The 25,293-nt window shown below is 38.0% G+C and carries 27 protein-coding genes; 9 read left to right on the top strand and 18 right to left on the bottom strand.

The genetic code is table 11. From position 1 onward, the window contains the following. Positions 1 to 2: 2 nt before the first annotated feature. The 6 genes from HNR53_RS18380 to HNR53_RS18355 all read right to left on the bottom strand — a co-directional run bounded on the left by HNR53_RS18380 (position 3) and on the right by HNR53_RS18355 (position 6,361). On the bottom strand, positions 3 to 2,324 hold the full coding sequence (locus HNR53_RS18380; protein ID WP_184528753.1) for an arylsulfatase: 2,322 nt from the start codon (positions 2,322 to 2,324) through the stop codon (positions 3 to 5). A 398-nt stretch (positions 2,325 to 2,722) separates the two neighbouring features. Continuing rightward, the gene (locus HNR53_RS18375) at positions 2,723 to 3,901 is read right to left on the bottom strand and encodes an ROK family transcriptional regulator (protein WP_184528751.1); all 1,179 of its coding nucleotides are present in this window, start codon (positions 3,899 to 3,901) and stop codon (positions 2,723 to 2,725) included. 173 nt (positions 3,902 to 4,074) lie between these two features. Then, positions 4,075 to 4,527 carry a hypothetical protein gene (locus HNR53_RS18370; protein ID WP_184528749.1) on the bottom strand — a complete coding sequence of 151 codons (453 nt, stop codon included), beginning with the start codon at positions 4,525 to 4,527 and terminating at the stop codon, positions 4,075 to 4,077. Between the two features lie 293 nt (positions 4,528 to 4,820). Then, positions 4,821 to 5,237 (bottom strand): Spx/MgsR family RNA polymerase-binding regulatory protein, encoded by a 417-nt coding sequence (locus HNR53_RS18365; RefSeq protein ID WP_184528747.1) that lies wholly within the window; start codon positions 5,235 to 5,237, stop codon positions 4,821 to 4,823. A gap of 31 nt (positions 5,238 to 5,268) precedes the next feature. Then, positions 5,269 to 5,889, bottom strand: a complete 621-nt coding sequence (locus tag HNR53_RS18360; protein ID WP_184528745.1) for a TetR/AcrR family transcriptional regulator — start codon at positions 5,887 to 5,889, stop codon at positions 5,269 to 5,271. Positions 5,890 to 5,959: 70 nt separating this feature from the next. Next, on the bottom strand, positions 5,960 to 6,361 hold the full coding sequence (locus HNR53_RS18355; RefSeq protein ID WP_184528743.1) for a hypothetical protein: 402 nt from the start codon (positions 6,359 to 6,361) through the stop codon (positions 5,960 to 5,962). A 375-nt stretch (positions 6,362 to 6,736) separates the two neighbouring features. On the opposite strand from HNR53_RS18355, the gene HNR53_RS18350 reads away from it, so the two are divergent. The 4 genes from HNR53_RS18350 to HNR53_RS18335 all read left to right on the top strand — a co-directional run bounded on the left by HNR53_RS18350 (position 6,737) and on the right by HNR53_RS18335 (position 9,848). Beyond that, on the top strand, positions 6,737 to 6,961 hold the full coding sequence (locus HNR53_RS18350; RefSeq protein WP_184528741.1) for a FeoA family protein: 225 nt from the start codon (positions 6,737 to 6,739) through the stop codon (positions 6,959 to 6,961). Further along, entirely contained in the window at positions 6,961 to 8,967 is a 2,007-nt protein-coding gene (gene feoB / locus HNR53_RS18345) for a ferrous iron transport protein B (RefSeq protein ID WP_184528738.1), read from the top strand. The genes HNR53_RS18350 and feoB overlap by 1 nt, the downstream gene beginning before the upstream one ends. A 65-nt stretch (positions 8,968 to 9,032) precedes the next feature. Then, positions 9,033 to 9,203, top strand: a complete 171-nt coding sequence (locus tag HNR53_RS18340; protein ID WP_184528736.1) for a FeoB-associated Cys-rich membrane protein — start codon at positions 9,033 to 9,035, stop codon at positions 9,201 to 9,203. 234 nt (positions 9,204 to 9,437) lie between these two features. Next, entirely contained in the window at positions 9,438 to 9,848 is a 411-nt protein-coding gene (locus HNR53_RS18335) for a hypothetical protein (protein ID WP_184528734.1), read from the top strand. Positions 9,849 to 10,291: 443 nt separating this feature from the next. Here HNR53_RS18335 and HNR53_RS18330 read toward each other — a convergent pair whose 3' ends face one another. The 3 genes from HNR53_RS18330 to HNR53_RS18320 all read right to left on the bottom strand — a co-directional run bounded on the left by HNR53_RS18330 (position 10,292) and on the right by HNR53_RS18320 (position 12,420). Continuing rightward, complete coding sequence (locus HNR53_RS18330; protein ID WP_184528732.1) at positions 10,292 to 10,507, bottom strand: hypothetical protein; 216 nt, start codon at positions 10,505 to 10,507, stop codon at positions 10,292 to 10,294. 75 nt (positions 10,508 to 10,582) lie between these two features. After that, positions 10,583 to 10,852, bottom strand: a complete 270-nt coding sequence (locus tag HNR53_RS18325) for a hypothetical protein (protein ID WP_184528730.1) — start codon at positions 10,850 to 10,852, stop codon at positions 10,583 to 10,585. A gap of 287 nt (positions 10,853 to 11,139) precedes the next feature. After that, a complete protein-coding gene (locus HNR53_RS18320; protein WP_184528728.1) occupies positions 11,140 to 12,420 on the bottom strand; it encodes an MFS transporter in 1,281 nt (426 codons plus the stop codon). 313 nt (positions 12,421 to 12,733) lie between these two features. On the opposite strand from HNR53_RS18320, the gene HNR53_RS18315 reads away from it, so the two are divergent. Next, positions 12,734 to 13,930: an MFS transporter gene (locus tag HNR53_RS18315; protein ID WP_246439675.1), complete on the top strand. Its 1,197-nt coding sequence runs from the start codon at positions 12,734 to 12,736 to the stop codon at positions 13,928 to 13,930. A gap of 77 nt (positions 13,931 to 14,007) precedes the next feature. Here the strand turns inward: HNR53_RS18315 and HNR53_RS18310 are convergent, their stop codons facing one another. The 3 genes from HNR53_RS18310 to HNR53_RS18300 form a co-directional block, all read right to left on the bottom strand. Next, positions 14,008 to 14,178: a hypothetical protein gene (locus HNR53_RS18310; protein ID WP_184528726.1), complete on the bottom strand. Its 171-nt coding sequence runs from the start codon at positions 14,176 to 14,178 to the stop codon at positions 14,008 to 14,010. A gap of 309 nt (positions 14,179 to 14,487) precedes the next feature. Next, on the bottom strand, positions 14,488 to 15,249 hold the full coding sequence (locus HNR53_RS18305) for a YdcF family protein (protein WP_184528724.1): 762 nt from the start codon (positions 15,247 to 15,249) through the stop codon (positions 14,488 to 14,490). Positions 15,250 to 15,305: 56 nt separating this feature from the next. Continuing rightward, positions 15,306 to 15,878, bottom strand: coding sequence for a thymidine kinase (locus HNR53_RS18300; RefSeq protein WP_184528722.1), 573 nt, complete (start codon positions 15,876 to 15,878; stop codon positions 15,306 to 15,308). A gap of 202 nt (positions 15,879 to 16,080) precedes the next feature. On the opposite strand from HNR53_RS18300, the gene HNR53_RS18295 reads away from it, so the two are divergent. Together HNR53_RS18295 and HNR53_RS18290 are read left to right on the top strand one after the other, a co-directional pair. Next, a complete protein-coding gene (locus HNR53_RS18295; protein ID WP_184528720.1) occupies positions 16,081 to 16,512 on the top strand; it encodes a MarR family winged helix-turn-helix transcriptional regulator in 432 nt (143 codons plus the stop codon). Continuing rightward, positions 16,505 to 17,695, top strand: a complete 1,191-nt coding sequence (locus tag HNR53_RS18290) for an MFS transporter (protein ID WP_184528718.1) — start codon at positions 16,505 to 16,507, stop codon at positions 17,693 to 17,695. Before HNR53_RS18295 ends, HNR53_RS18290 begins: the two co-directional genes overlap by 8 nt. 105 nt (positions 17,696 to 17,800) lie before the next feature. On the opposite strand, the gene HNR53_RS18285 is transcribed toward HNR53_RS18290, so the two are convergent. Beyond that, the gene (locus HNR53_RS18285) at positions 17,801 to 18,820 is read right to left on the bottom strand and encodes an ATP-binding protein (protein ID WP_184528716.1); all 1,020 of its coding nucleotides are present in this window, start codon (positions 18,818 to 18,820) and stop codon (positions 17,801 to 17,803) included. Positions 18,821 to 19,052: 232 nt separating this feature from the next. Between HNR53_RS18285 and HNR53_RS18280 the strand changes: the two genes are divergently transcribed. Continuing rightward, positions 19,053 to 19,961, top strand: a complete 909-nt coding sequence (locus HNR53_RS18280; RefSeq protein ID WP_184528707.1) for a nuclease-related domain-containing protein — start codon at positions 19,053 to 19,055, stop codon at positions 19,959 to 19,961. Between the two features lie 862 nt (positions 19,962 to 20,823). On the opposite strand, the gene sfsA is transcribed toward HNR53_RS18280, so the two are convergent. From sfsA to HNR53_RS18255, 5 genes are all read right to left on the bottom strand, one after another. Further along, positions 20,824 to 21,534 (bottom strand): DNA/RNA nuclease SfsA, encoded by a 711-nt coding sequence (gene sfsA, locus HNR53_RS18275; RefSeq protein ID WP_184528705.1) that lies wholly within the window; start codon positions 21,532 to 21,534, stop codon positions 20,824 to 20,826. 165 nt (positions 21,535 to 21,699) lie between these two features. Continuing rightward, complete coding sequence (locus HNR53_RS18270) at positions 21,700 to 22,863, bottom strand: DUF4317 domain-containing protein (protein ID WP_184528686.1); 1,164 nt, start codon at positions 22,861 to 22,863, stop codon at positions 21,700 to 21,702. An 86-nt stretch (positions 22,864 to 22,949) separates the two neighbouring features. Next, positions 22,950 to 23,441, bottom strand: a complete 492-nt coding sequence (locus HNR53_RS18265; RefSeq protein WP_221452388.1) for a TetR/AcrR family transcriptional regulator — start codon at positions 23,439 to 23,441, stop codon at positions 22,950 to 22,952. A gap of 2 nt (positions 23,442 to 23,443) precedes the next feature. Next, on the bottom strand, positions 23,444 to 23,635 hold the full coding sequence (locus HNR53_RS18260; RefSeq protein WP_343065357.1) for a hypothetical protein: 192 nt from the start codon (positions 23,633 to 23,635) through the stop codon (positions 23,444 to 23,446). A 248-nt stretch (positions 23,636 to 23,883) separates the two neighbouring features. After that, positions 23,884 to 24,300 carry a hypothetical protein gene (locus HNR53_RS18255; RefSeq protein ID WP_184528682.1) on the bottom strand — a complete coding sequence of 139 codons (417 nt, stop codon included), beginning with the start codon at positions 24,298 to 24,300 and terminating at the stop codon, positions 23,884 to 23,886. Positions 24,301 to 24,673: 373 nt separating this feature from the next. Here HNR53_RS18255 and HNR53_RS18250 point away from each other — a divergent pair, with 373 nt between their 5' ends. Beyond that, on the top strand, positions 24,674 to 25,153 hold the full coding sequence (locus tag HNR53_RS18250) for a CBS domain-containing protein (RefSeq protein WP_184528680.1): 480 nt from the start codon (positions 24,674 to 24,676) through the stop codon (positions 25,151 to 25,153). Positions 25,154 to 25,293 lie beyond the last annotated feature (140 nt).

The following is a 25,293-nucleotide window of genomic DNA, read 5'->3' as shown; positions in this document are numbered from 1 at the left end:
CCTTACTTACCTGGTGTAAAAAACTCCTCATCGTCTCCAAGGAAATACTCCACTTTCACCAATTTCCCGTCAAATTCAAATTCTCCTTCATTTGCATATTCCGGGCTGACTGGATATTTGCTGTCTTTCCCGATATCAAGTCCTTCGAAGGTAAGCTTTAACGGCAATGTATTTTCAATGGAAGTCTCCCCGACTTTTGTATCATTGACAAACAATGTTCCATTTCCTTTATTTGAACCAGTTTTTTCAAATTTAAAAGTAACCACTGATTTTCCGACAGGGACATCGATACTAGATTCAATTTTATACCCTTTGTTGCCAATTCGATATTCATAGATCGCTTTATTGTTTTTAATATAGATGGTGTAACCGCTCTCGTTTCCGCCATGCGCCACAAGAACCCCATCTTCCTTCTCGTTTGAGCGCTCAATCGGTATTTTGATTTCATAGGAACGATTAACCGTAATTGCTGCAGCTGAATCTGTGAGGCGGTCCATTCCGCGATAATACGCATAATAGTTTTTGGCTCTGATATTATCATCCGGTACAGATAATAAACCTTCTAAGAATAGGTCCGTTAAAGGAAGTGCTCCGTATTTTTCGGCTTCTTTATGCCACAACTTCTGCATTTCAGCCAATTTTTTTGGATACTTTTCTGCTAGATTGTTTGTTTCAGAGAAATCTTCCTCCACATGATATAAGAACCATTTGTCGTTTTCAAAATCATCACCTTTTTTATGCTGCGTAAAGGCCCTCCATCCGTCATGGTATATGGCACGATGTCCAGAAACCTCAAAATATTGTGTTTGTTTTCCTTCTGCATTTGGATTCGTTAAAGAATCTTTAAAGCTTTGACCCGAAATGGTCATTTGCTTAATCCCATCAATTTCTTTCGGCGGTTTAATTCCTAATACATCATAAATGGTTGGGGTAATATCGCTTACATGCACATATTGTGTTCGAATGGCACCAGGATCTTTAATCAATTTTGGGTTATAGACAATCAATGGTGTATTCGTTCCAGCCGCAAAGGCAGTGTTTTTGTACATGGCAAAAGGAGTATTACTTACTTGAGCCCAGCCGTTTGGATATTCGGTTCCAGCTGTTGTGCTGCCAAACTCTTCATATTTTTGTGCGATATCATCAAAAGACTCAGGAAGCCCGTTGTAATTGACCGTATGATTCACCGAACCATTCGCCTGTCCGCCGCCGCTTGCTCCATTATCCGATAGAAAGACAATCATCGTATTTTCCAATTGTCCCTTTTCACGCAGGTTATCAATTAATTTACCAACTTGTTCATCCGTATGAGTTAAGAATCCGGCATACGTTTCCTGGAACTTTGTGTAAACTTTCTTTTCTTGCTCTGTTAAATCATCCCATGCTTTAACACCTGGGTTTCTCTGAGCCAGCTTGGCATTTTCCGGAATAATCCCTAACTCTTTCTGTCTTTCAAAACGCTCTTCTCGGATCTGATCCCAGCCTTTATTGTAGATCCCCTTATACATATCAATATATTTCTGTGGTACTTGATGCGGAGAATGCTGAGCACCAAGGGCTAAGTATAAGAAAAATGGTTTGTCCGGATAAACGCTTGTTTGATTGGTAATATACCGATTGGCGTTTTCAATTATCGCTTCTGTAAAATGATAGTTTTCATCTGTTGGTGATGGGACTTGCGTATTGTCAATCGTTAAGTCCGGTCTGTATTGATCGGATGAATCCTCGAGAAATCCATAATATTGATCGAAACCTTTCTGCAGCGGCCAGTTATTAAATGGTCCCGCAGGTGTTGTATCCGCAGTCGGAGCTAAATGCCATTTTCCTAAGGCGTATGTATTAAAATCATTTTCTTTTAATACTTGTGCAATGGTTCCAGCTTCTGGTTTCAACTCTCCCCTTTTATTAGGAAAGTCCGGACCTAAATCAAAATTCGTTACGGTACCAATCCCTACTTCATGCGCATTTCTCCCTGTCAACAGAGATGCACGAGTCGGTGAGCAAAGCGGTGTTACGTGGGAATTATTGTAACGCAATCCATTTTCCGCCAACCAATCTAAATGAGGTGTTTTAATTTCAGAACCATAGCTGCCTAAGTCTGAAAATCCAGAATCATCTAACACGATATAGACAACATTTGTTTTCGATTCGTCCTTTTTTGCTGCAGCTTTGCTTACCTTTTTATCTGTATTTTTTTCTTTTGCGGCATCTGATGTAGTTGCTGAGACTCCATTCAGCGTGATGGCTGATGCCATTATAGCAGCTGTGCCAAATAAGGTTAATTTTCCTAACGGAAATTTGGGCTTTAATTTTTTGTCCTTCAAGTTTCACATCTCCTCTTTTTGAATTTAGAGCTGGGTAACGATAAAGTTTGGAAAATTCTCCCTCTACATTGAATGTCCATATAACATTAGAACTTTTGCACAATTTGTGCATAAGTACTACTAATAAGGTATTAAATTTTTAGAAAATTGTCAATATTAAATTTATTGGAATGGAAATAAATATAAATTAAGGCTTCTCTGTAGATTTTCACCATTTTATAAAGAAATCAGCCTATAAAAGAGCGTGAGGCACTGAAGCATCTGTTGATAGTTTATGAATTAATAAAAAGATTTCGTTATATAGGAATATTCCCAAACCCAAAAAAGTCCCCTACTATTTATGATAGGGGACTTCTCATTCATACCTGCTGAAACAGCTGCAATATTGAAATGATCGTTCATTCGAAATAATGATTTAATATTTGCATCGCGGCACCTGCTACACCGACACCTTTATGGAAATTCCCTCGGCTAAATTGAATCGTTTTCGGGTCATTTACATTTAATGATACATGACCCATAATTTCTTCAAAATAACCCGGATATTGATCAATCAATGGACCATTGACCAAAACCAATTCCGAGTGAAAAACAGTGACCAAATTTGCAACAGCTGCCCCGATATATTTGGAGGAATCTAGAATCGCTTTATGTGATTCAGGATCTTTAGAAGCTATAATGGTTTGAATTTGTTCCATAGGGTCCCGATTTTCTAATTTGTCGTGATAAAATGCCGGAGAACAATCTTTTATTCTGTCTAGAATTGCATAGAGGGATGAGTACCCAGTCAAACAGCCTTTTTTCCCGCAAAAGCATGTTTTTCCATCCAAATGAATCACAATGTGGCCATAACCACTAATATCACCGCTGTCAACCTGAAGTAATTTATTATCGAGGATGGCCCCGCATCCAATCGTCCACCCAACTGTCACATTTAGAATGTTTTTATAACCCGGATATTGTTTGCATTCCCCTAGTACAATCGTATTGGCGGCATTATCCAGCTTTGTCAGTACGGGAAATTCACTTTGAATCTCATCCACTATCAGTATATTTTCCCAAACATAGGCTAAAAACGGCTCACTATGTAAAATGATTCCTTTCTTAGGATCTAATGGTCCAATTGCCCCGATTCCTATTCCAAGCAGTTGTTCGATCGTAAAATGGTGTAATGTCATATAGCTTCGAATCGTCTTCTTAATCTCTTCGATCACCATCTCCGGTGAATGCTTTAAGGTCATGACGATGCTTGTCTCACTGATTGGTTTTAATAATAGATCGAATAAAAATACTTTTGTCGTATACCTCATAATCTGGATTCCTATGATATAACTGCTCACAGGATTTATCTGATAAAGTGCCGGAGGTCTTCCGCCTTCAGAATCACCATGCCCAATTTCCAGAATATAATGTTCATCCAAAAGTTCCTTTAACGAACGTGCAACCTTCCCGCGGTTCAAGTTCACTTCATTCATAATATCAGACCGAGAGGCCAATCCTTTCTGATAAATATATTGATAAATCAACTTTAAAGGCCGATTCTGAATAGACTGATCCTGAAGGAACTGAGTTAACAAACAGATCCCTCCTTTACTTTGTTGGTTTAAAATACAAAGCACGGTTACTTGCCGGTTTTGCTGCATTTTATGTCAGGATTTCTCTGCTGAATCCATAACGGCTTTTCTGGAACATTATTAAATTCTATTACTGTTTTATGTTTAATCATTCTCCATTTGCCGCTCAATAAATATTATAATTTAATCTCTACATCATAGTCTTCGGAAAAATCATGACTCCATGAAAAAATATGCAGTTCCAATTCTATCTTTTCTTCAATAGGAGGCAATTCACTGCTTGCATAGCTTTGCAGTGTTAAAATACATTCTTCTTTTTTGCCAGGTTTTATTTCTTGACTCATGCTGGCTGAGCCTTGGTTAATTCTCTTTCCATCGGCGAAGATATTAAGAGCTTGAACCTCAATGGCTTGATCGCTTCTATTCTCCACATTAAATGTGACTACCTTATATTCACCCATGACTTCATCGTATTTATTTTCAATACTGCTAAGTGTGGCCTTAATTTTTTTCGTATTGGTAATTTCTGTGTGAAATTCTATCTTATACTCCCCTTTTAGTTTCTGTGATGTTTCAACGCCGCAGGCACTCAGAAACAGTAACATGAACACAAGCAATACTTTCCTCACCAATGGTCCTCCTATATTCTCACTAGACAAAGGAACTACTAATCCTTCTCCTGCCTCGTATCATGCGAGTCTATTTAATCAAATTTTTGGTTTATTTTATAAAACAATATTATATTACCAAATTTTTAATTAAACTCAAACAATTCAAAAATATCAAATAATTTTATATCTATTTCCTTACCAATTACCATAATATTACATATTTGAGGTTTATAGGAATAGGAGGAACATACCATTATAGAACATAAAAATAGCCGCAGCGTTGAACAGCTGCGGCAAAATGATTACATAAATTAACTTTCAGCAAGTTTTAGTTGATTAATTCTCCAATTAAGCCACTGTGTTTTGCGAATTTCTCGAGGTAAAAACTGACTAATTTCCTCTTTATTATACCCGGCCTGAAGTTTCCTGCCATCTGTAATTATTGGGCTTCTAAGCAATCTTGGCTCCTCATGAATTAACTCAAGCAGTTCCTGTAATGAGAGTTCATCTAAATCGATACTTAAATTTAATTCTTTATACGCATTTGATTTCTCTGCAATAATTCCATCTGTCCCGTCTACGGTTATCTGCAGAATCCCTTGCAGTTCCCTCACTGTCAGAGGTTCTTTAAGAATATTTCGTTCTACAAAGGGAATCTCATTCTTTTTGAACCACTGTCTAGCTTTCTTAGTTGACTGACACTCTTGTCCGTATATTGTAACTGTCATCAGGCATTCTCCTCTGTTTTTTTCCTAAAAATTACTGGTCTCGTTTGTAAATTCCATACTTTATTAAATCAATCTCGAATGTAAAATGCTTCATCGCTTCTTCATCGGACATCTTTTTCGATATCTTTTCGATAAAATTACGAAATGCCACAGCCGTAACAATTTGCAGGATATGGTACAAATCTTTGTCTTCTTCAATAGTAAAACGCTGCTTATCAATTAATCCCGTAATTTCTTTGAAACGCTCATTATTCAAGGTAAAATCAAAAAAATCCATCAGGGAGTGTTCGACCTTATGAGTAGCATATAAAAAGGCATTTTTTAAAAAATTATGCTCTTCTTCGTCCGGCAGTTTCACGAGAAAACGATTGTACATTTCCGTCAAGGCATCGATGATATCCCCTTTATGTTTCTTTAACAAAACAATAAAATCCTCTCTGCCCTCTTTTAATTTTTCATCTAATAAATAAAAGTACAAATCCTCTTTGTCTGCAAAGTATTGATAAAAGCTTCCTCTTGGTATATTGGCCATCTTAATGATATTGGCAATAGAAGCTTCAAATATTGGCACTCTTGTAAATTCCTTTTCCGCTGCTTCCATTAATATTTTTCGTTTCTGTTCCGGCAGATTAAAAAATGTTTGCTTCGGCAATGGTCTTCCTCCAAGCTTCTCATGATGGTTCCACTAATGCTCCAATAGCATCCTTTTATCATCTCGTCTGTTAATGCGAAATAAGTTCTTTTGTTGGAAAAGAGAGCTTTTCTTTATTGGATTCAGCTAATTTCTTATCCATAAATTTTGTTAATACTGCAATAATCACACTTTCAAAATATTTACAGTGGGATTTTCTTTTAAATTGGAACAACATTTCCTCATTCATTTTTAACAATTGATTGCTTGCTTCCATTTCAGATTGATATTGACTGATATACACAAACATCGGTGAAAAATTTAAAATCCAGAAGACTGGATTTAAATATGTATGCAGGAAGTATTCTTCCTGAAGAAGGATCTGACTGATTTGTTCTTCGATATGACGATTATCTGCTGTTATTTTTATGGTCGTTTGAAATGGCTTGCTTGATGACTGATTTTCAGTTGAAGTCATTTGGATTTCGTACATAACGCGCACCCGCTTTTCTATTATTCAACATTCTATTTCGTTATTATTCCCTTTTATTTCATTAGAAGGATTGCTGTCCTCCAGATTTATTAGTTAGTGACACTGTGTCACTTAACTCATACTTTTATATTATATGACACTGTGTCATTTGTCCACTTCCTTTATGACACAGTGTCATATTTTTTTGTCATTAATACTAAAAAAGTGACTTTATTCTACAAGTTTAGCAGCACCTATGAAAAAAGCAGTGTTTTTTTACATGTGTGAAATATATCATTGTCAAACACCTTCATTGATGATATAAATAAATAAAAGAGAATCATTCTCAATTAAAATATTAGAGACGATCACAGTGAAATATAAGAGGGTGCATGTATGATGGTACAATTAGAAGTAGGTCAAAAGGCTAGAATTATAGATACTGCCGGTATCGATCAATTGGTTCGCCGCCGTTTGCTTGACCTCGGAATTACAGAAGGGTCGGAAATATGCATCAAACACAAAATGCCTTTTGGCGGACCTTTGATGTTGGAATCCCGTGGACAATGTGTGGCGATTCGCCGTAAAGAAGCATTGTCAATAAAGGTGGTAGCAATATAATGGAAATCGCACTTTTAGGTAATCCAAATACGGGAAAAACTTCGATGTTTAATAACCTGACAGGCTCCTATGATTATGTGGGAAACTGGAGCGGTGTAACCGTTGAAAAAAAAGTCGGGGTTTTCAAATCAAATGAATCTAAACTTATAGATTTACCAGGAATTTATTCACTAAGCCCCCTTTCTGAAGACGAAGGCGTAGTAACAAAATTTCTATTGCACGATCCCTTCGATCGAATCTTAAATATTGTCGATGCTTCTCAGTTAGAACGGAATTTACAATTAACCATTCAGCTGCTGGAGTTTGGCAAACCAATCGTCATTGGCTTAAATATGATGGATGTAGCCAAAAATCGCGGCATACTTGTTAACGTTGAAAAACTAGGTGAAATGCTTGGTGTTCCGGTAACACCTGTAGTGGCAAGAAGCGGTAAAGGCTGCAGAGAATTGGAAGAGCAGGTTACGACACACTTTGATGGTTCATTCTCCAGCAATCTAGTAGATTACGGCAAAGAAATAGATGAAGCCATCCTAGCATTAGAAGCATTGCTTCAGAACCACTCAGCCCATTCAACTAGATGGCTGACGATTCAACTGCTGGAAGGGAATGAATATGTCAAAGACTATTTAACTACCTTTATCGCTGAATCTAACTTAGATTCCCTCATTCAGCAAACAACCGAAAAGGCATTAGCAAACAGTAATGCGAAAACAATCGCCCAGTTTATTTACAAACAGAGACAAGCTGCTATAGCCGCAATACTAAAAGAAAGTACGAAGAGAGATGAAAACAAAGGCATTCCGTTAACAGAGAAAATAGACGCAATTGTTACCAACCGCTGGCTTGGAATTCCGATTTTCCTGCTGTTGATGTATTTCATGTTTATGCTTACGTTTGACTGGCTCGGAACCCCTCTATCAGACGCATTAGACGGACTGATCACGGGTCCTGTTACAGATGGACTGACAAACCTTCTAAATGCAGCCGGGGCTTCAGAATTTATTCATTCTCTGGTGATTGACGGGATTGTCGCCGGTGTCGGAGGAGTACTTGTCTTTGTACCGCAGATTTTTATTCTCTTTCTCTTTATTTCAATCCTTGAGGATTCCGGTTATATGGCTCGTGTTGCGTTTGTCATGGACCGGCTTATGGAAAAGGTCGGGCTTAACGGGAAAGCATTTATTCCAATGATTATCGGTTTTGGCTGCAATGTGCCGGGCGTTATGGCAGCGAGAACGATTGAGACACCGAGAGAGCGGCTATTAACCATTTTGCTGACTCCATTAATGTCTTGTTCGGCAAGGCTTCCGGTATATGCCCTTTTTGTTGGTGCTTTTTTCACCATTAATAAGGCATTTATCGTGTTATCCCTATATGTCCTCGGAATTGTCGTGGCACTTATTCTCGCTTCTGTTTTTTCGAAAACGATTTTAAAAGGGGAAACATCGATGTTTGTTATCGAGCTTCCGCCTTATCGTGTCCCGCAAGTGAAAGCATTATGGAGAAGCACATGGGATAAGAGCAAAGGTTTTGTTAGAAAAGCGGGTACCATTATCTTTGCTGGATCTGTTATGATTTGGATCCTATCTTATGCAGGACCGAATGGAATGAATGTTGCCATGGATGATAGTTTCCTAGCGATGATTGGCGGGATATTTGCTCCGCTGCTTGCGCCGATTGGTTTTGGAAATTGGCAGGCAGGAGCAGCACTTTTAACAGGATTTTTAGCCAAGGAAGCGATTATCTCAACGATGAACATCATTTATTTCGCACCTACTGAAGCTGGATTGCAGGAGCTTTTAAGTCAATATTTCACACCACTTGCGGCATATAGTTTTATGGTGTTCATTTTATTGTATATCCCGTGCTTGGCCACTGTGGCAACGATTTATAAAGAAACCCGCTCGAAAAAATGGACGGCGATTTCCATCGTTTATGCTTTAGCACTTGCCTATGTCCTGTCATTGATTATTTATCAGGGCGGGAAATTGCTAGGATTGATGTAATATACGGTTCCATTTTCATTCTCACTTGAAAAATGGAGCGCGATTTCAATTAGAAGGTGAAAACAATGATCATCAATATTCTTATCGGTGTCCTGATTTTTGGTTATGCCGGCTGGACCATGTGGAAATTTATCAATAAATCAAAGCAAGGAAAATGTGCCGCATGCGAATTAAAGAAGGGTTGCGCTGAAAAGACTAGCGTCTGCTCGACATCAGGTATTGCCGACCATAAATAAACTTTTTGGGGATTTCAGGTGCTTAGAGGGAGCGTGAAGCTTGGCTTCACTCTGAGGAAGGACGAGTTTTAAGGGGAATGGGGGATTTTTGCTCCATTCCCCTTTTTACTGATAAAGGGAAAATCGTTTTGTTCCTTCCCTTCCATTTATTACTTTCTAAAATGAACTGAAATCTAAAGTATAATGAAGATGAAGAGATTCAGAGAACAATTCTTGCCATATAAGGAGTTCACCATGTCTAATCATCTTGCGAAATATTATACGAATCTATTTTTTATTGTAATACTGGCTTTTGGTACTGTTGTGGTTTCTTTGTTAAGCTCCTTTACAGAAATGCTCGAGCTGTATGACACCACCTATAGAATCGATATCCTTTTATGCGGCTTTAATGGCGTCATGATTATGGCGATTTTAAAAAGCTGGCGCTGTATAGATCAGGAAATGAAAAGAAGACTGAGCCATTCGCCGCTTAATCAAATTGAAAAAGAATGGATGGAGAAAAACAGTCACTTGCTGCTTCTCATAAAGAATCCGCAGCAACAAACAAAACCTGTCTGTTATTCAAAAACGTCCAGGATTAAAATTAATGGTTTGCTTGCTATTGTTTTGCTTGCGAATATCATTTCGTTTTGGGTTAATATATGACTTTTGGGGATTTCAGGTGCTTAGAGGGAGCGTGAAGCTTGGCTTCACGCTGAGGAAGGATAAGTTTTAAGGGGAATGGGGGCTTGTGCTCCATTCCCCTTATTATAGAATCTGAAAAGAATTGCTTATTTTGATAGCGGTGTCAGGCATCGGAAAGAATCGCGTTATTACTTTAAAATTAAGTTTGATAAAGATAAGTGGTGCCACTACAAAAATAATAATGAAAAGAAACAATATTTGATTCATATCATTTATAGCATCTGTAGTAAGAAAGGAATTTAATACTATAGCTATTGATACCAAAAATAAAACGATCATTTCAATATTCATCGCAAAAAAACGCAGATCCATCCTCCGGATTTGCGCCCGATAACAGAAAACTTGAAATCAAGATAAGATTAATAATGATCCTCCGTATTTGTCCCCGTTTGTTAAAGAAGAAGTTATTGAAGTCCATATTTTAGTATCTGATGTCTTATAACCTCATTGCCAAATGTGAACCACAATAAAAGCAATAAAACTATAACTCCCATCACAAGGCTAAACCAAGCAAAGTATTTATTCTCCCTATTTATTAGGGGGTATAGGACAATTAACAACGCCCCAAAAGCAAGGGTAATCACAATCGCAAGTTGTCCTATTAATATTTCAAAAACCACATAATCCCTCCCTTATTCCTAGTAATTTTTGAACATTATCTTCGAATTTCATGTTGAAGTATTCTGCCCTTTAATTTAGGAACTCTTCTCCTTTGAACTCCAAAAATTGACAAGAGCCAATGGAATAATAAGTGGAATAACAAGAAAAAATGAGAATGTCCAAAGTATATCTAAAATTAATACTATATTGTTACAGCCCTGCGCCCCACATACTACTTCTCGTAATCCTCTTTCATTTATGGCTGAAAAATAACCAACTAGTCGTATTCCAAATAAGAAAAACCATACTATAACAATTGCAATTGAAATTATAATAAGTTTAGATTTTGCTTCTCCTCGTTCCATGTAGAATCCCCCCTGTTTATTTCACCTTCCTCACCCATCATTTTAACATAAATATCCAGCCATTTTTTAGGAGATCTACAACAATTTGGCCCGATTGCGGAAAACTCTATTGTTACTTAACCATTTCCTAATACACCTTTTAGTTCAGAAATACTTTTTCTTTCACGAAAGCAAAACCCCTTTAGATTTCCATTATCTAAAGGGGTAAAGCATCTTAGCTTTTTTCAAATATCGCATCTTTTTTATAAACATCTTAACTTTATTTTAAATACACAGCCATATTCCGCTTATAGCGCCTTTTGTTTTAATGGTAATTCTGTTTCTGTTAATTGAGCTTCTTTCAATTGAACACTTGCAATTGCCTTTTTACCTGTCCCTTTTAAGGTTAAGATAACAGTTATAATGCATGCTGCTCCTGCTGCTGCTAAAAACAGATGGTATGAACCAGTTGCGTCAAAGATGATGCCGGCCAGAGGGGCCCCGATCATCCCTCCGATGTTACCGGCGGCATTGGCAAACCCGATTAAGCTGCCGGCTTCTTTTGTCCCGAATATGCTTGGAAAACTGACCGCACCAATCATACCAGCCACATTTAAAACACTGAGCAGCGCGGCAATCATAACGGCACCCGAAAAGCCAGTTAAGAAAATGGCCACGAAAAATACAACCGCTCCTGCCAATCCATAAATGGCCGTTGCAAATCCAGGACCCATTTTATCCACTAATAATCCATAAATGGGAACCCACATTAATTGCACTCCATTAAAAATAGAAATACATAAGGCTGCTGCCATTGCATCTAATCCAATGCTTTGATAAAAAGCAGATCCGTTATTCATAAAACCCGTCACCGCTATGCTAACCAATATAATGGAAACAATAATCATCCAAAATGCAGGCATCTTTGTTATTTCTTTTACCGACAAATGACTTTCAACATAATCATTGGTCATAACTGATTGATTAGCTTGCTGTGCAAAACCTACAGGGCTTAAACCATATCTATCGGGATGTTCAGAGATCAAAAATAAGGCCATGACGATGATTAACCCCCCGCCAATCACGCCTTGAAAAAGGGCTATATTTTGAACTCCATAACTTTCGATTACTTTGGCGATAACTGGAACAAAAATAAGACCAAATAGACCAAGACCCACGTTTAAAAAGCTCATCATTTTAGCCCGGCCTTTCACAAACCACCATGTAATTTCTGTCTGCGCAATGGCAAAGCCAGCAAAGATGGTTGAAAAGCCAAACAAAATGGATGCTAAATAGATCAGCGTTATGCTTTCTCCATAGAATATGCTGCAAAAAAATAAGGTCAGAGCAACTCCGGAGGTGGATACGAGTGTCCTCACTTTCAGCATTTTTAACAACCGTCCGAATAATAGAGATGTGATTAACCCGCCGATAGCTGTACAGGTAAACAAAAGAGCTGCCTGGGCAATGGAAACATTCAGCAATTCTGTAAGCGGTACCAAATAGACCGGCAATGTAATGTAGGAACCTAATGAAACACTTGAAATTGCAATACTGCCGATTGCAACATTCCGTGCCCTTGAATGCATAATATTCACCTCCAGATATAGTTATAATGACAGATTAAGTGTTTTCAATAATGCAATGCACAATGATTAAAAATCTCTAAAATTACTATATTAAATGATCACATTCAAGACTCGTAATATATTGTTTAAAATCGCACTCTGAAAACATCATTTATTTTGTCGAAAATAAAACAAGCTAATATTCCAAAAACAAGCGATACTATTATCCCCATTTTAAAGTCCTTATTAATCATATAATAGGTTATTAATATGTTAATATACTTTAATGTATGATAAAGTAAGTTGTGAATATTTTATGAACGGGGGGATCATTTTGCAAACGCGTTTATGGACAAAGGATTTTATCCTTGTCTGTGCAACCAATTTATTTTTATTTTTAAACTATTATTATTTATTAGTCACACTTCCTATTTATTTAATTCAGGAAATGAATGGTCCTAAATCACAAGTAGGACTTGTTATCACCGTCTTTTTCATATCAGCCATCCTGATTCGTCCGTTTGCCGGCCAGTGGATTATGTCGTACGGGATTAAAAAGATATTCTTTATCGCACTTGCGATTTACTTAGCATCATCATTCATGTACTTTTTTACCACGACACTTTCAAGTTTACTGATTTTACGCTTGATTCATGGAGTTGGTTTTGGAATGGTTACCACGACTGCCGGAACGATTGTAGCCAATCTTATTCCTGACTCCAGAAAAGGCGAAGGGATGGGCTATTTTGGATTAACGATGAATATTTCGATGGCCTTAGGTCCCTTTTTAGGTTTAATCGCCATGTACAACTGGGGAGCAACTATCATGTTTGCTGTTAGTGCTGCGAGTGTTATGATCGGAACGATCACAGGGCTGTTGATTTCCCTTCCGAAAAAGGATATCAAAGTAGAAAGACCTGTAAAAAAAGGAATTGATCTTCATTCTGTTTTTGAAATTTCGGCATTGAAAATTTCAATAGTGGCCTTATTCTTTGGCTTTATTTATTCCTCTATTGTTTCATTTGTGTCGGTTTATGCAGAAGAAATCCATTTATCACATGTAGCAAGCTATTTCTTTATTGTATATGCTGTTGTTCTTATTTTATCAAGACCATTCACAGGCAGATGGTTTGACCAGTATGGTGCCAACTTTATTATCTATCCTGCGATTTTATTATTTGCGGCAGGTTTATACCTTTTAAGCTCTGCTGCCAGTGCCTTTATCTTTCTTTTAGCAGCGGCTTTTGTGGGATTAGGATGGGGAACGATTTTTCCAAGTGCACAAACGATTGCCATCCAAGTTGCACGACCTGAAAGAAGAGGGGTCGCAACCGCTACGTTTCTTTCACTGTTTGATACGGGAATCGGCATCGGTTCATTAATCATTGGCTATGTTGGAGCAGGAATCGGTTATAGCTCATTATATTTTTACTGTTCGATATTTACCATTTTAGGAATTGGTGTTTATTACCTGCTGCACGGAAGAATCAGCCAGGAAGTCAAAAACTTTTCAAAAGAGAAAACAGTCTAAAAAAATCGGGGCGTCTTTGGGACGCCCCGATTTTTTTACCATCAATCTAATTTAAAGACTGCCTATCGTAAACCGCTTTATTTACTCTTCATCTGCTTTTTAATGATTTTATCTCGCTCGCCCCCATCAGAAAGTTCTTCTGAGAACTCATGGCTCGCTATCCCCTTCTTGCCGACTAGTTTTGAGGTTTGAATGGTTCCTGCTGTCAGATTATTGTTTGGAGCAGCTTGTTCATTCCAATCTCCCATTGAATCATCTCCTTTTTTCTTAGTATTTCTCTTACCGCTTAAAGTAACCAATAAACAGAGACTTTATCAAATTCGCCCCGTCGAATTTGCGCACGATTTTTTTCACGCTCAAAGCGCCACATCCTGTTGCTTTGCCTGACTAGGACGTCCTGTCCGTCGTCGAGCTCGCTCGAAAAATTCCCTTTGAAAAATCGAGGCATCCGCCGGAGGCTTAACTTCATTCAGCCGGGGGTTGAACCCCCACTAAATTGGAAAACTTTTTTGCACTCATCCCTTAACTTTAGAAGTGGGGACTTCTGCTGAATGAAGTTATATTTCCTGTAATAACCATGTTTTCAAAAAAGCAAAATACTCTCGTATTAAATAATTGATTTTTACAAACGGCGGCGACTTGGCATGGAGATAGCTGCTTTTTAGACCCACCTCTTTTGCAATGATTTTGGTTCTAGCTATATGAAAATCATTCGTTACAATTAGTACGGTCGGTTCTTTTACCCCTAATTCCTCTAGCAGCTGCTTCGAAAACTTTAGATTCTCATAAGTTGAGGTTGATTGATTTTCATAGTGTATCCTGTCTTCCGCTATCCCATTTTTCTTTAAGTACCTTCCCATCGCTTCCGCTTCGGAAATGGTTTCTCCAGCACCTTGTCCGCCTGAGACAACTACGGGTATCTCTTGATTTTCCTTTAGATAGCGCGTTCCAGCTATTAATCTTGTTTCGAGTGATCTCGAAGGCTTTTCTCCATGAAGCCCTGCCCCTAGTATAATAACAACATCAATATGATACGGTGCAGCTTCATTGCTTCCTCGCATTTCGGAAATCACAAAAGCTTCAACCATAATAAATGACAGAAGGAATAAACTATAGGCAATGGTGATTATTCGACCCACCGCTTTTAACTTTTGATTACCCGTTTTCTTTATGTACATAATCACCGTTACGGCAAGGAGATTGGCTATGATGAATAAAACCCCGAAGCTTTTGCCAAATAAGATTAATAATAGAATCATAATTAAAATCAGGATAAGATAGATTAAATTTTGTTTTTTTGATTGATTGTTTTTTTCCATATACTCCCTCTTAGCATAAAAGTTTATGACCGAGTGACACCGTTAACACTCCAACTTTATAATGGTGGATTCCGATGATGCTTGCGGCAGACCGGGTAGTAGCTGTCATTGCCGCCGATTTGGATTTGTGCCCCAGCTCTTACTGGTTTGTTGTTTTCATCGACCCGCAGTGCCATCGTGGCTTTTTTTTCACAAAACCAGCAGATTGTTTTCATTTCTTCAATTTTGTCCGCATACAAGAGCATATTCTTGCTGCCCTCGAACAGGTTATTTTGAAAATCATTTTTCAAACCGAAGCCCATGACGGGAATGTTCAATTCGTCGACAATATCGACCATTTGCAGCACATGCTCCTTCGAAACGAACTGGACTTCATCAATCAAGACACAGCTGATGCGCTGTGAGGCTTCACTAACGATTTTATAAAGATCCGTGTTATGATCAATGAGAATGGCTTCCCGTTGCAGACCAATCCTTGATGATACAAAGCCTAGTTTGTAGCGGTCATCGAGCGCCGAAGTAAAAATCAACACATGTTTATTCTGTTCCTCATAATTATGGGCCACCTTCAGTATTTCGATCGACTTCCCGCTGTTCATTGCACCGTATTTAAAAAATAATTGCGCCATTTTACTTTCATCCTTTATTTTCCCAGATTTATTCCATAAATGTTTTTTTACATCAACTGATATTGTAACACTTTTTCATCAAAATAGACTGCCGAAACGTCATCCCAAAGCAATCTCCTTGACAAATGGTTCAGATCGTCATATAGTTACTCACACTAACAGTTATCCATAGTAACTATTTTACAAAAGGAAGTGAAGGGATTTGGAAGGTTTCTTTCAACGCTATTTAAGTTTATATCGAAAGCTAATTACAGAATTAAATGCCTTGATGAGTCCTTATGAGCTTTCTTACTCATTATGGCTGGTTCTTTATTATGTGAAAAATAACGGTCCTTCTACACTGGTTGAAATATCCAATTACTACCAAGTGGAAAAACCAACGATTACAAGGCGGGTTCAGCGTCTGGAAGATATGAAAATGGTGGAGCAAATTCCCGGAAAGGACAAACGGGAAAAAGTAATGGGGTTAACAGCATTGGGTGAAGAAGTCTATCAGGAATGCAGAAAAAAAATTACGGACTTAGAAAACAGCATCATGGAAGGAATTTCGGAAAAAGATCAACTTGCTACATTCCAAACCCTTCCAAAAATAAGAGAAAACATCATAAAAAGTGAGGGTAACAAATGTGAGTAATTCTAAATTGTGGACAAAAGATTTTATCATTGTCTCCTCGATTAATTTTTTCTTAGCGTTAGTGTTTTATTTATTAATCGTTATTATCGGTGTCTATGCCGTTGAAGAATATCATGCGACAGCAAGCCAGGCCGGCCTGGTTACAGGGATTTTTGTTATCGGAACATTAATCGGACGTTTATTCATCGGACGCAGTATTGATTCATTCGGCATGAAGAAAACGATGTTTACCGGCTTAATTCTCTATATCTTGACGACATCCCTATATTTTATCCATGGGGGAATTCACTTTCTGCTTTTGAACCGATTTTTACACGGGATTGCCCTTGGCATCGCCAGCACCGCTGTCGGGACCATTGTGGCAAGGATTATCCCGCCGGAACGCAAAGGGGAAGGCATCGGTTATTTCAGTATGAGTACGACGCTGGCTACAGCCATCGGTCCATTTATCGGCATGACTATGACACAATTCACCAGTTTTCAAACGATGTTTGCTCTTTGTCTTGCTTTAGGAATCATCAGTTTAATTACAGGAGTATGGGTCCAAGTGCCTGCATCTGAGAGAGCAGCGACATCGGCTGATATCAAAGAATTTAAGATTTCCAGCTTTATAGAACCGAAGGCGGTCCCTATTGCCTTGATCACTTTTTTTATTGCTTTTGGATATTCGGGCGTCCTGTCTTTCATCAATTTTTATGCAAAGGAAATTGACCTTGTTCATGCGGCCAGCTACTTCTTTCTCGTTTATTCGATAGCTATCCTGCTTTCCCGGCCATTTACCGGACGTTTAATGGATGAAAAAGGCGCCAACTATGTGATGTATCCGGCATTTATTCTCTATACTGCCGGATTGCTTTTATTAAGCCTGGCGTCCAATGGTATGATGATGATTGCTGCTGCTGTCCTGATTGGACTTGGTTTTGGAAATATGCAATCCTGTACCCAGGCAATTGCCATTAAGGTTACCCCTGTACACCGTATGGGACTGGCTACATCGACCTTCTTTATTTTCCTGGATGCAGGACTTGGATTCGGTCCCTATTTGCTTGGATTTTTCATCCCGGCTATGAGCTATAGTTCCATGTACATGATATTGAGTTTGGTGGTTATAGCATCCGCAGCACTTTACTTCCTCCTTCATGGAAAAAAAGATAAGGCTGCATTCAAGACGGTTGTCCGGTAAAAAAGAATATACAAACAGTCCCTGTCATCATTGGCAGGGACTTGTTTACCATCTATCATTACCTAGATTGAAGAAAGAAAATTCCCTCAGCAGGTTAATATACGATTATTTGCGAAAACGGATAAAGAAGGTTGTTCCTTTCGTACTCGATGTAAAATTCATTTTTGCATTATTTCTTTTGGCAATCGAAAAACAAATGGGCAGACCCAGCCCTGTGCCGTTTGACTTAGAAGTGACAAAGGGGACCGATACTTTATGAATGAGTTCTGGCGGAATTCCAGACCCTTCATCTTTTATCGATAAAACTACATGATCCTCATCATCCACAGTCATTATGTGTACCGACTGTCCTTTTTCCATTGCATCTAAAGCATTATTAATTAAGTTAAGCAGCAGTTGTCTGATTTCATTTTTATCCACATTGATTTCAGGAATACTGCTTAATTCTAATTCAATAAATTTACCTTCCTTGATTGCTCTCGTTTCCAGTAATGGGTACAAGGTATTAATAGTATCATTCAAATTGCAATATTCTAATTTGTTTGGTTTTTCCTTCGCTAAATCGAGGAAGTTCGTGATGATTTCATTGACACGGTTCACCTCTTCGATCATCAAGCGAAAAATATCATTGTATTTTATTAAATCTGCATCTTGATTCATCAATTGCAAAAATCCTTTAATCGTCGTCATCGGATTTCTAACTTCATGAGCGACACCTGCCGCCATTTCGGCAACTATCTTCAATTGGTCAAAATATCTCTGCTGCTGCTCATCCTTTTTTCTTTTTGTAATATCGTTAAAAATAAGAAATAACCCGTCCTTATTGGGGAAAACCTTGATTTCAATAGGAACTTTTGAATATTCCGTCACAAACTCAAAGCTTTGAACTTCCTGCTCCTGGAATGCTTTATTATACAGTTCAAATACTTTTGAATCTTTATACTTTGGCAGAACCTCCCACTGACATTGACCCATAATTTCTTCCTTAGGCTTTTCCAGCAATGCTTCTCCTGCTTTATTTATGAATTCCACTTCCATTTTTGCATTTAAAAAACAACAACCCTCGGAAATATCCTCTAATATTTCTAGCATTTTTTGGCTTGATAATGTGTCAATTGTTCTCACCACTTACTTCATATGATATTAAATTGTTTTTCGATAGAATCAGGTATTTTCCTTCTTAAAGATTCGCTTCCTTTAATTTAGCATAAACCTTCTTATTTTTACATTAAAAAAGTAGTTTCTTACCGCTGGCTGTATTTTCCAATAAACAGATAAAATGTTAACATAATTTCCACATCTTTCTGATAGAAGCCTGATAATTTTTTATAAAATGAAAATAGAAAGGAAGTGTCGTATGATACTCAAAGAGCGAACTGAATCCGAAGAATTATTGGTGATGCGCAGTTTAAACGCACGAATGGAACTAACTGAAAAGGAAAGATTTCATTATCAAAACATCGAAAAAGGATATGAAGGCGAGTTACAATTTGACTTACTAGCACAAGATCTTGTTGAAGAAAGATATATCATTAATGATATTCTGCTAGAGGTTAACAACTCTTATTTTCAAATTGATTCTTTAATTATCTCACAAGGAGTTATTCACTTGTTGGATATTAAAAATTTTCAAGGTGATTGTTTCTTTGAATTGGACAAACTTTATTCGGTAAAAACCAGTCGTGAATTTAAGAATCCTATTATTCAGCTACAAAGAAGTGCCACTCTCTTCCGCCAGCTGCTCCAAAACCTCAAGCAAAATTACCTTGTTGAAGCCTCTGTTATCTTTATCAACCCGGAATTCACCTTATATCAAGCCCCACTAGATCAGCCAATCATTCTACCAACCCGATTAAATAGTTTTATGATGGAGTTCAATAATACTTCTTCTAAGCTGAATGATGGTCACAATAAACTAGCTCAGTCATTAATCTCCTTACATCAACCGAAAAATCCATTCTCCAAAATACCGGATTATCATTATGATCAGTTACAGAAGGGGATATATTGCTGCAAGTGCAGGTCTTTTCTGGTGTTTATTAAAAATTTTGATGTGGTTTGTAAAAATTGTGGGGAACACGAAAGGCTTGAACAAGCGATATTACGGGGTGTAGAGGAATTTAAGCTGCTTTTTCCTGAAAGAAAGATAACCACACCAGATATCTACGAGTGGTGCAGGTTGGATTTAAGTAAAAAGACAATTTTCAGGATATTAAAGAAACACTTTACCGCGGTTGGAATTAGAAGACATACTTACTACGAATAAATCTTTATAAGCGTATTTTTCAGTTTGAATGGTTTCGCATTCAGACTGTTTTTTTTGTTGCTGTTTTGTTCAGATGAAAACTGAATTTAGACCGCTTTTTGAGTTTCCTGGCTTAACTTGTCCATTTGGGACATTTGGGACCTGCTTTTAGACAGCTTTTCTGGTTTACCTCCTCATCCTGTCCTTTTGGTTCCTTCATAAAGACACCTTTTCTGAGGAATCGACTCATCCTGTCCTTTTGGCTCCTTCATAAAGACAGCTTTTCTTAGGAATCGACTCATCCTGTCCTTTTGGCTCCTTCATAAAGACAGCTTTTCTTAGGAATCGACTCATCCTGTCCTTTTGACGCCTTCATAAAGACACCTTTTCTGCGTTCCTGCCTCATCCTGTCCTTTTGACACCTTCATAAAGACAGCTTTTCTGAGGAATCGACTCATCCTGTCCTTTTGGCTCCTTCATAAGGACTGCTTTTCTTAGGAATCGACTCATCCTGTCCTTTTGACGCCTTCATAAAGACACCTTTTCTTAGGAATCGACTCATCCTGTCCTTTTGACGCCTTCATAAAGACAGTTTTTCCGAGGAATCGACTCATCCTGTCCTTTTGACACCTTCATAAGGACAGCTTTTCTTAGGAATCGACTCATCCTGTCCTTTTGGCTCCTTCATAAAGACAGCTTTTCTTAGGAATCGACTCATCCTGTCCTTTTGACGCCTTCATAAAGACACCTTTTCTTAGGAATCGACTCATCCTGTCCTTTTGACGCCTTCATAAAGACAGCTTTTCTGCGTTCCTACCTCATCCTGTCCTTTTGGCTCCTTCATAAAGACAGCTTTTCCGAGTTCCCCCCCTCCCCATCTATTTTAGTCTCTATTTAGTTGTTTTCCTTCTAGGTCAACCGGAACCGGTTGATTCAGCACCAATTCATCCTCGCTGACAATTGAGTCATATGCTAAAATCTGCACCCCCTTCTGGTATGCATGCAATAAAGCATCTGCAAAGGCAAAATCCATTTCCCTAAATGGAGCGAAAACCCGGCAGCCTTTCATTTGCACAACAAACAAAATCGCGCAACTATATCCCTCCTGTACAGCTCTTGCCAATTCCAGCACATGTTTCGTCCCTCTGGAAGTCGGTGCATCTGGAAACAAAGCAGCACCATTATTCACAAGTGTCACACCTTTTACTTCAATAAAGCCCTTTTCCGCCTCTTTTTCAAAATAAAGATCAAATCGCGAATCTCCATAGGTAACTTCCCGCTTTGCCTTTAATACAAAACCGAACTCCTCCAATTTTCCCGCCTTTAACGCTTCAAAAGCTACAGCATTCGGGGCTTGGGAATCAATATTAACCAGATTGCCATTGTTCACAACTGATATCAAAGAGTACCTTGTCTTCCGCTTTGGATTATCACTTAACTCCAGCAACACTTCAGCCCCTGGTTGCAGCAGTTCTTTTAGACGACCGGTATTTTTAATATGAACCTGTTCTTTCACTCCATTTATGTATACCTCGGCAATAAACCGATTGGCCTTTCTCTCCAAAATACCCTGTACAATTTTTCCATATCTCATAGCTTCACCTCCAATTAAACTTACCTTGAACAAAAGCTAATGCACCTAAGATTGTTGTTGTAACTCAATCATTATAGCGCATTAAAAAACGATCCTTCATAATGAAGAATCGTCCAACCTCATCTGGTTATGTAATCATCCCGAAAATCTACGCCTGCCTCATCCTTAAAATCCCAGAGTCTCTGATTCTAGCTTGAACCCTTCAATAACCACATCTTCGTCAATCTCCACTAATAGGCAGCGTTTTCCATTGTATGTGATATAGCGGATATTTTTCAGATCCTTCGAGCTAATCGACACGTTCGCCACATTCGTTTTGATTTTTATCGTTTTAGGAAGGACATTGCTTGCTTTGAACTCGTGTGTTTCATCAGAGACGACCGCTTTAAAAGCATGCTCGACTTTTGCGGTATCGACATTTTCAACTCCGCTTACCTCTAAAATACGGCTGACGTCCTTGTAGTCCAGCATGGGGATTTCACTTTCTTTTGCTTCTTCGTTCTCCTGAAGGATTTTATCAATCTCCTCATAAACATTGGAGATCACCCTGGAATCTACTTCGTCACCAATCACATTAATTAAGATCTGTTCGAAGCAGTCCTTGTCTTCCGCGGCGGTGATGATTTCCTCACAATTGAGAACTTCATCAATATAAGACCAGCTCGGTTCGTTCGCTTTCCCCGCTGAATAGAGAAGATGGTTCACATCTGCTGCATTTTCATTAAAAGCAGGGAACAAAAAGCCGGATAAAGGAGAGTCTAAATTAATAATCGGATCAATGACGGTATTCGGTTTGAATTCTTTTTCAATATAATCAAACAACAACGCTTTCTTCGGCTGATCCATCTTATTTAGACTGCAGAGGATAAAATGGCTGGAAAATACTTCATCATCCCCGCCCTCTTCTGATTCCGGATCCCGCTTTTTCTTTGGTTTACGGTATTCTCCGCGAATAAATGTCACCACAGTATCAAATTCATAAACCGAATTCGCATACATTTTCTCGACAATTTGCAGCATTTTTTCCTGCCAATCTGATGATCCCATATGTATTCCTTCAAAAAGAATCCTTTGCGTGCTATCTTCCACATCCCGTTTAAATTTCAGTTCAAAAAGTTTAGCATCGAGAGGACCTGTTAAAACCTTTTTGAAATTAGCCAAAAATAGCTCCTGTGCTTCCTGTTCCAGCATTTGAAACGGCTGGCATATATGATGATAAATCTCGCCCGATTCTTTTTGCACATATACATGGAAGATTTCCCGAATATTCATGCGATAGTTGTTTAATTTAAATTGTGAGCGAATCGCTGATATATCTTTTTTATTCAAATGTCTCAACTCCCATTCCTGATTATACTGTTCAGACAGAAAAATAGTAATACTTGATCTTTTTAAAAAAAATAATGGAAGTAAGACTATTCAACTTCCTTTACTAAATTGGGCAGTACCTGTGAAATCATTTTTAACGGTCCGCTTGACTTTTGTGTCAGACACAAAAGCATAGCCCCTTCAATGGCTTCCGTCACGGAGAGAGCTATGATATGAGCATTTTCTTCTGAAAAACCATCTGCTGTCAACTTGTCAGCAATAATCCTTTGAATCTTTACATAAAGTTCTAAACATGCATTCCGCACCGGTTCACTTACGGATGCCATTTCACTGACCATACTGCTAAATGTATGGCCAACAATCGTCCCTTCCCGCTCAAAATCGGTGATTAATTTTTCAAGCATTGGCTGTGCTGCTTCAAGAGCAGTCGGAAATCGATTGAAAGTATCTTCAATGTCCGTCGTAATCGTTTTATGCATCGACTGCAGACATGTGATAAGCAGTTCTTCTTTTCCATTCGGAAAATGATGATAGAGTGAACCTTTTGTAATATTACATTCTCTTAATATTTCGTACAATCCTACTCCCTTATATCCCTTTTTCTGAACGTCATTCCCTTTTCCTCTAATTTATTTTTAAGGATAAAATGTAATTTCCCAAATGACCAATTGGATAATTTTTGATTTGCACTTTTCCTTCTCGTCTTTTTAATAGTATTCCGTTGAACACCTACTACATTCCCCATTACAATATGATTGACTTCATGATTCACGCACCACTCGACAAACTGTTTCGTTGTTTTATGTAACGCATCCCCCAAATTGAGCGTTACTTTTCGATAGAGCAAATTTCTTTGCTTGATTGTATTTTCTCCATTGTCTAGAGCCTTTTTTACAACGACTCATGAGAATCGGGAGTTCCTTTAGCGGCGGCTGAGTAATAACAAAAGGATAGCCCCTGCAAAAGTTCCTCTGCATGGTCTATCCTTGATTTTTGTATAATAGGTTCCAAATCACCTAACTATCTTTCACGTCTGTAGGCTTCCAGCTCCGATTTATCTAATTTAGTGAAATATCTTCCCATATTTTTTCTTAGCTGTATCTGAATGCTGCTTAAGGATTCCACTGTTTGATCAGGCTCCGCAAATGTAAACTCGTCAGAAACATGTTCCCGATTGATTTGCAGCGTAAAAGGTCTTTCTTTTGTGGTGATTGCTGGCATAATCCCTTGTAAAACGACGATTTTGCTATTTTCTTTATTGCCCCTAAATGGAATACTAGCATCCCAAATCAGAAAGCTGCCATATTGTTCTTCTAGTTTTTCCATTAATACATAGGATTCGGATATGGCGTTTTCTACATCTGGGAACCACACATTTCTTCCAATCATTTCCCCGGAGACAGGGTCACCTAATTTTACCTGATAAGCAATTTTCATTTTCTTTCACTCCTCTTCTTCATTTTTCAAAAAGTTCAAGCTGGATTTTGCTGCAAAATGAAGCATTTATAAAACCAATTTCATTTCAAATTTGCATTACGAAATTTTTCACTATCATTAACTTGTAATCTTAATATTTATTATAAAAGTTTTTACTATGAATAGCTTGTAAATTGCTCAAACATTCTAACAGATTAATTTGGATGAACCGCAGACCTCCATAAAAATCGGACATCTTTGCGAAAAGCTCCCTACGTAACCTTATTTATTCCATTACATTGATGTATTGTTAGCGTTACATAAAAACCGTATTTATGTTATTATATTAATATATCGATTTGTAAACGGTTACATACAAAGGAGAGGGATTAGCGTGAAAGTTAGAGATTTCATGATTACTAAAGTTTGTACAGTAAAACCTTCTACTACTATCAAAGAATTATTACATGTGCTCCATACAAACCGGATTGGCGGGGTACCGGTTGTAGATGATAAAGGGAATTTAGCGGGGATGGTATCTGACGGCGACGTATTACGCTACCTTGTGCCAAAACCTCTGGGTATTGCCGGTCCTGTATATCTCATCGAAGTTGGAAAAAGAGACGATTTCCTGCAAGAAAATCTGAAGACTCAGGTTAAAGAGATTATGACGAAACGGAATATTGCCTTCGTCTCGCCAGATGCAGACTTTGAATACACGCTTCGCCTATTATCCAAGCATCATTTCAAAAAACTCCCAGTTGTCAATGGCGCTGGCCGTGTCATTGGTGTGATCAGCAGAGGTGATCTCATCGATAATATTTCGCAAAAGATTATTAACTCGGAAACGAAAGAATCACTTCCATTCATTTAAATACTTTGTAAACAATTCACAGAAAAAGAAACCATTTGTAAAGTATTTTTAAATAGACTACTCTGATAAGAGGATAATATGTTCAATATAAGAGCATATATCCTCTTATTTTTTACATAATATAAACATTAAATATATTT

The sequence above is a fragment of the Bacillus benzoevorans genome, assembly GCF_014207535.1.
GTDB lineage: Bacteria > Bacillota > Bacilli > Bacillales > Cytobacillaceae > Bacillus_BD > Bacillus_BD benzoevorans.
Note: the sequence above shows the minus strand (reverse complement) of the source record. Positions and strands in the feature narration are given on the sequence as shown.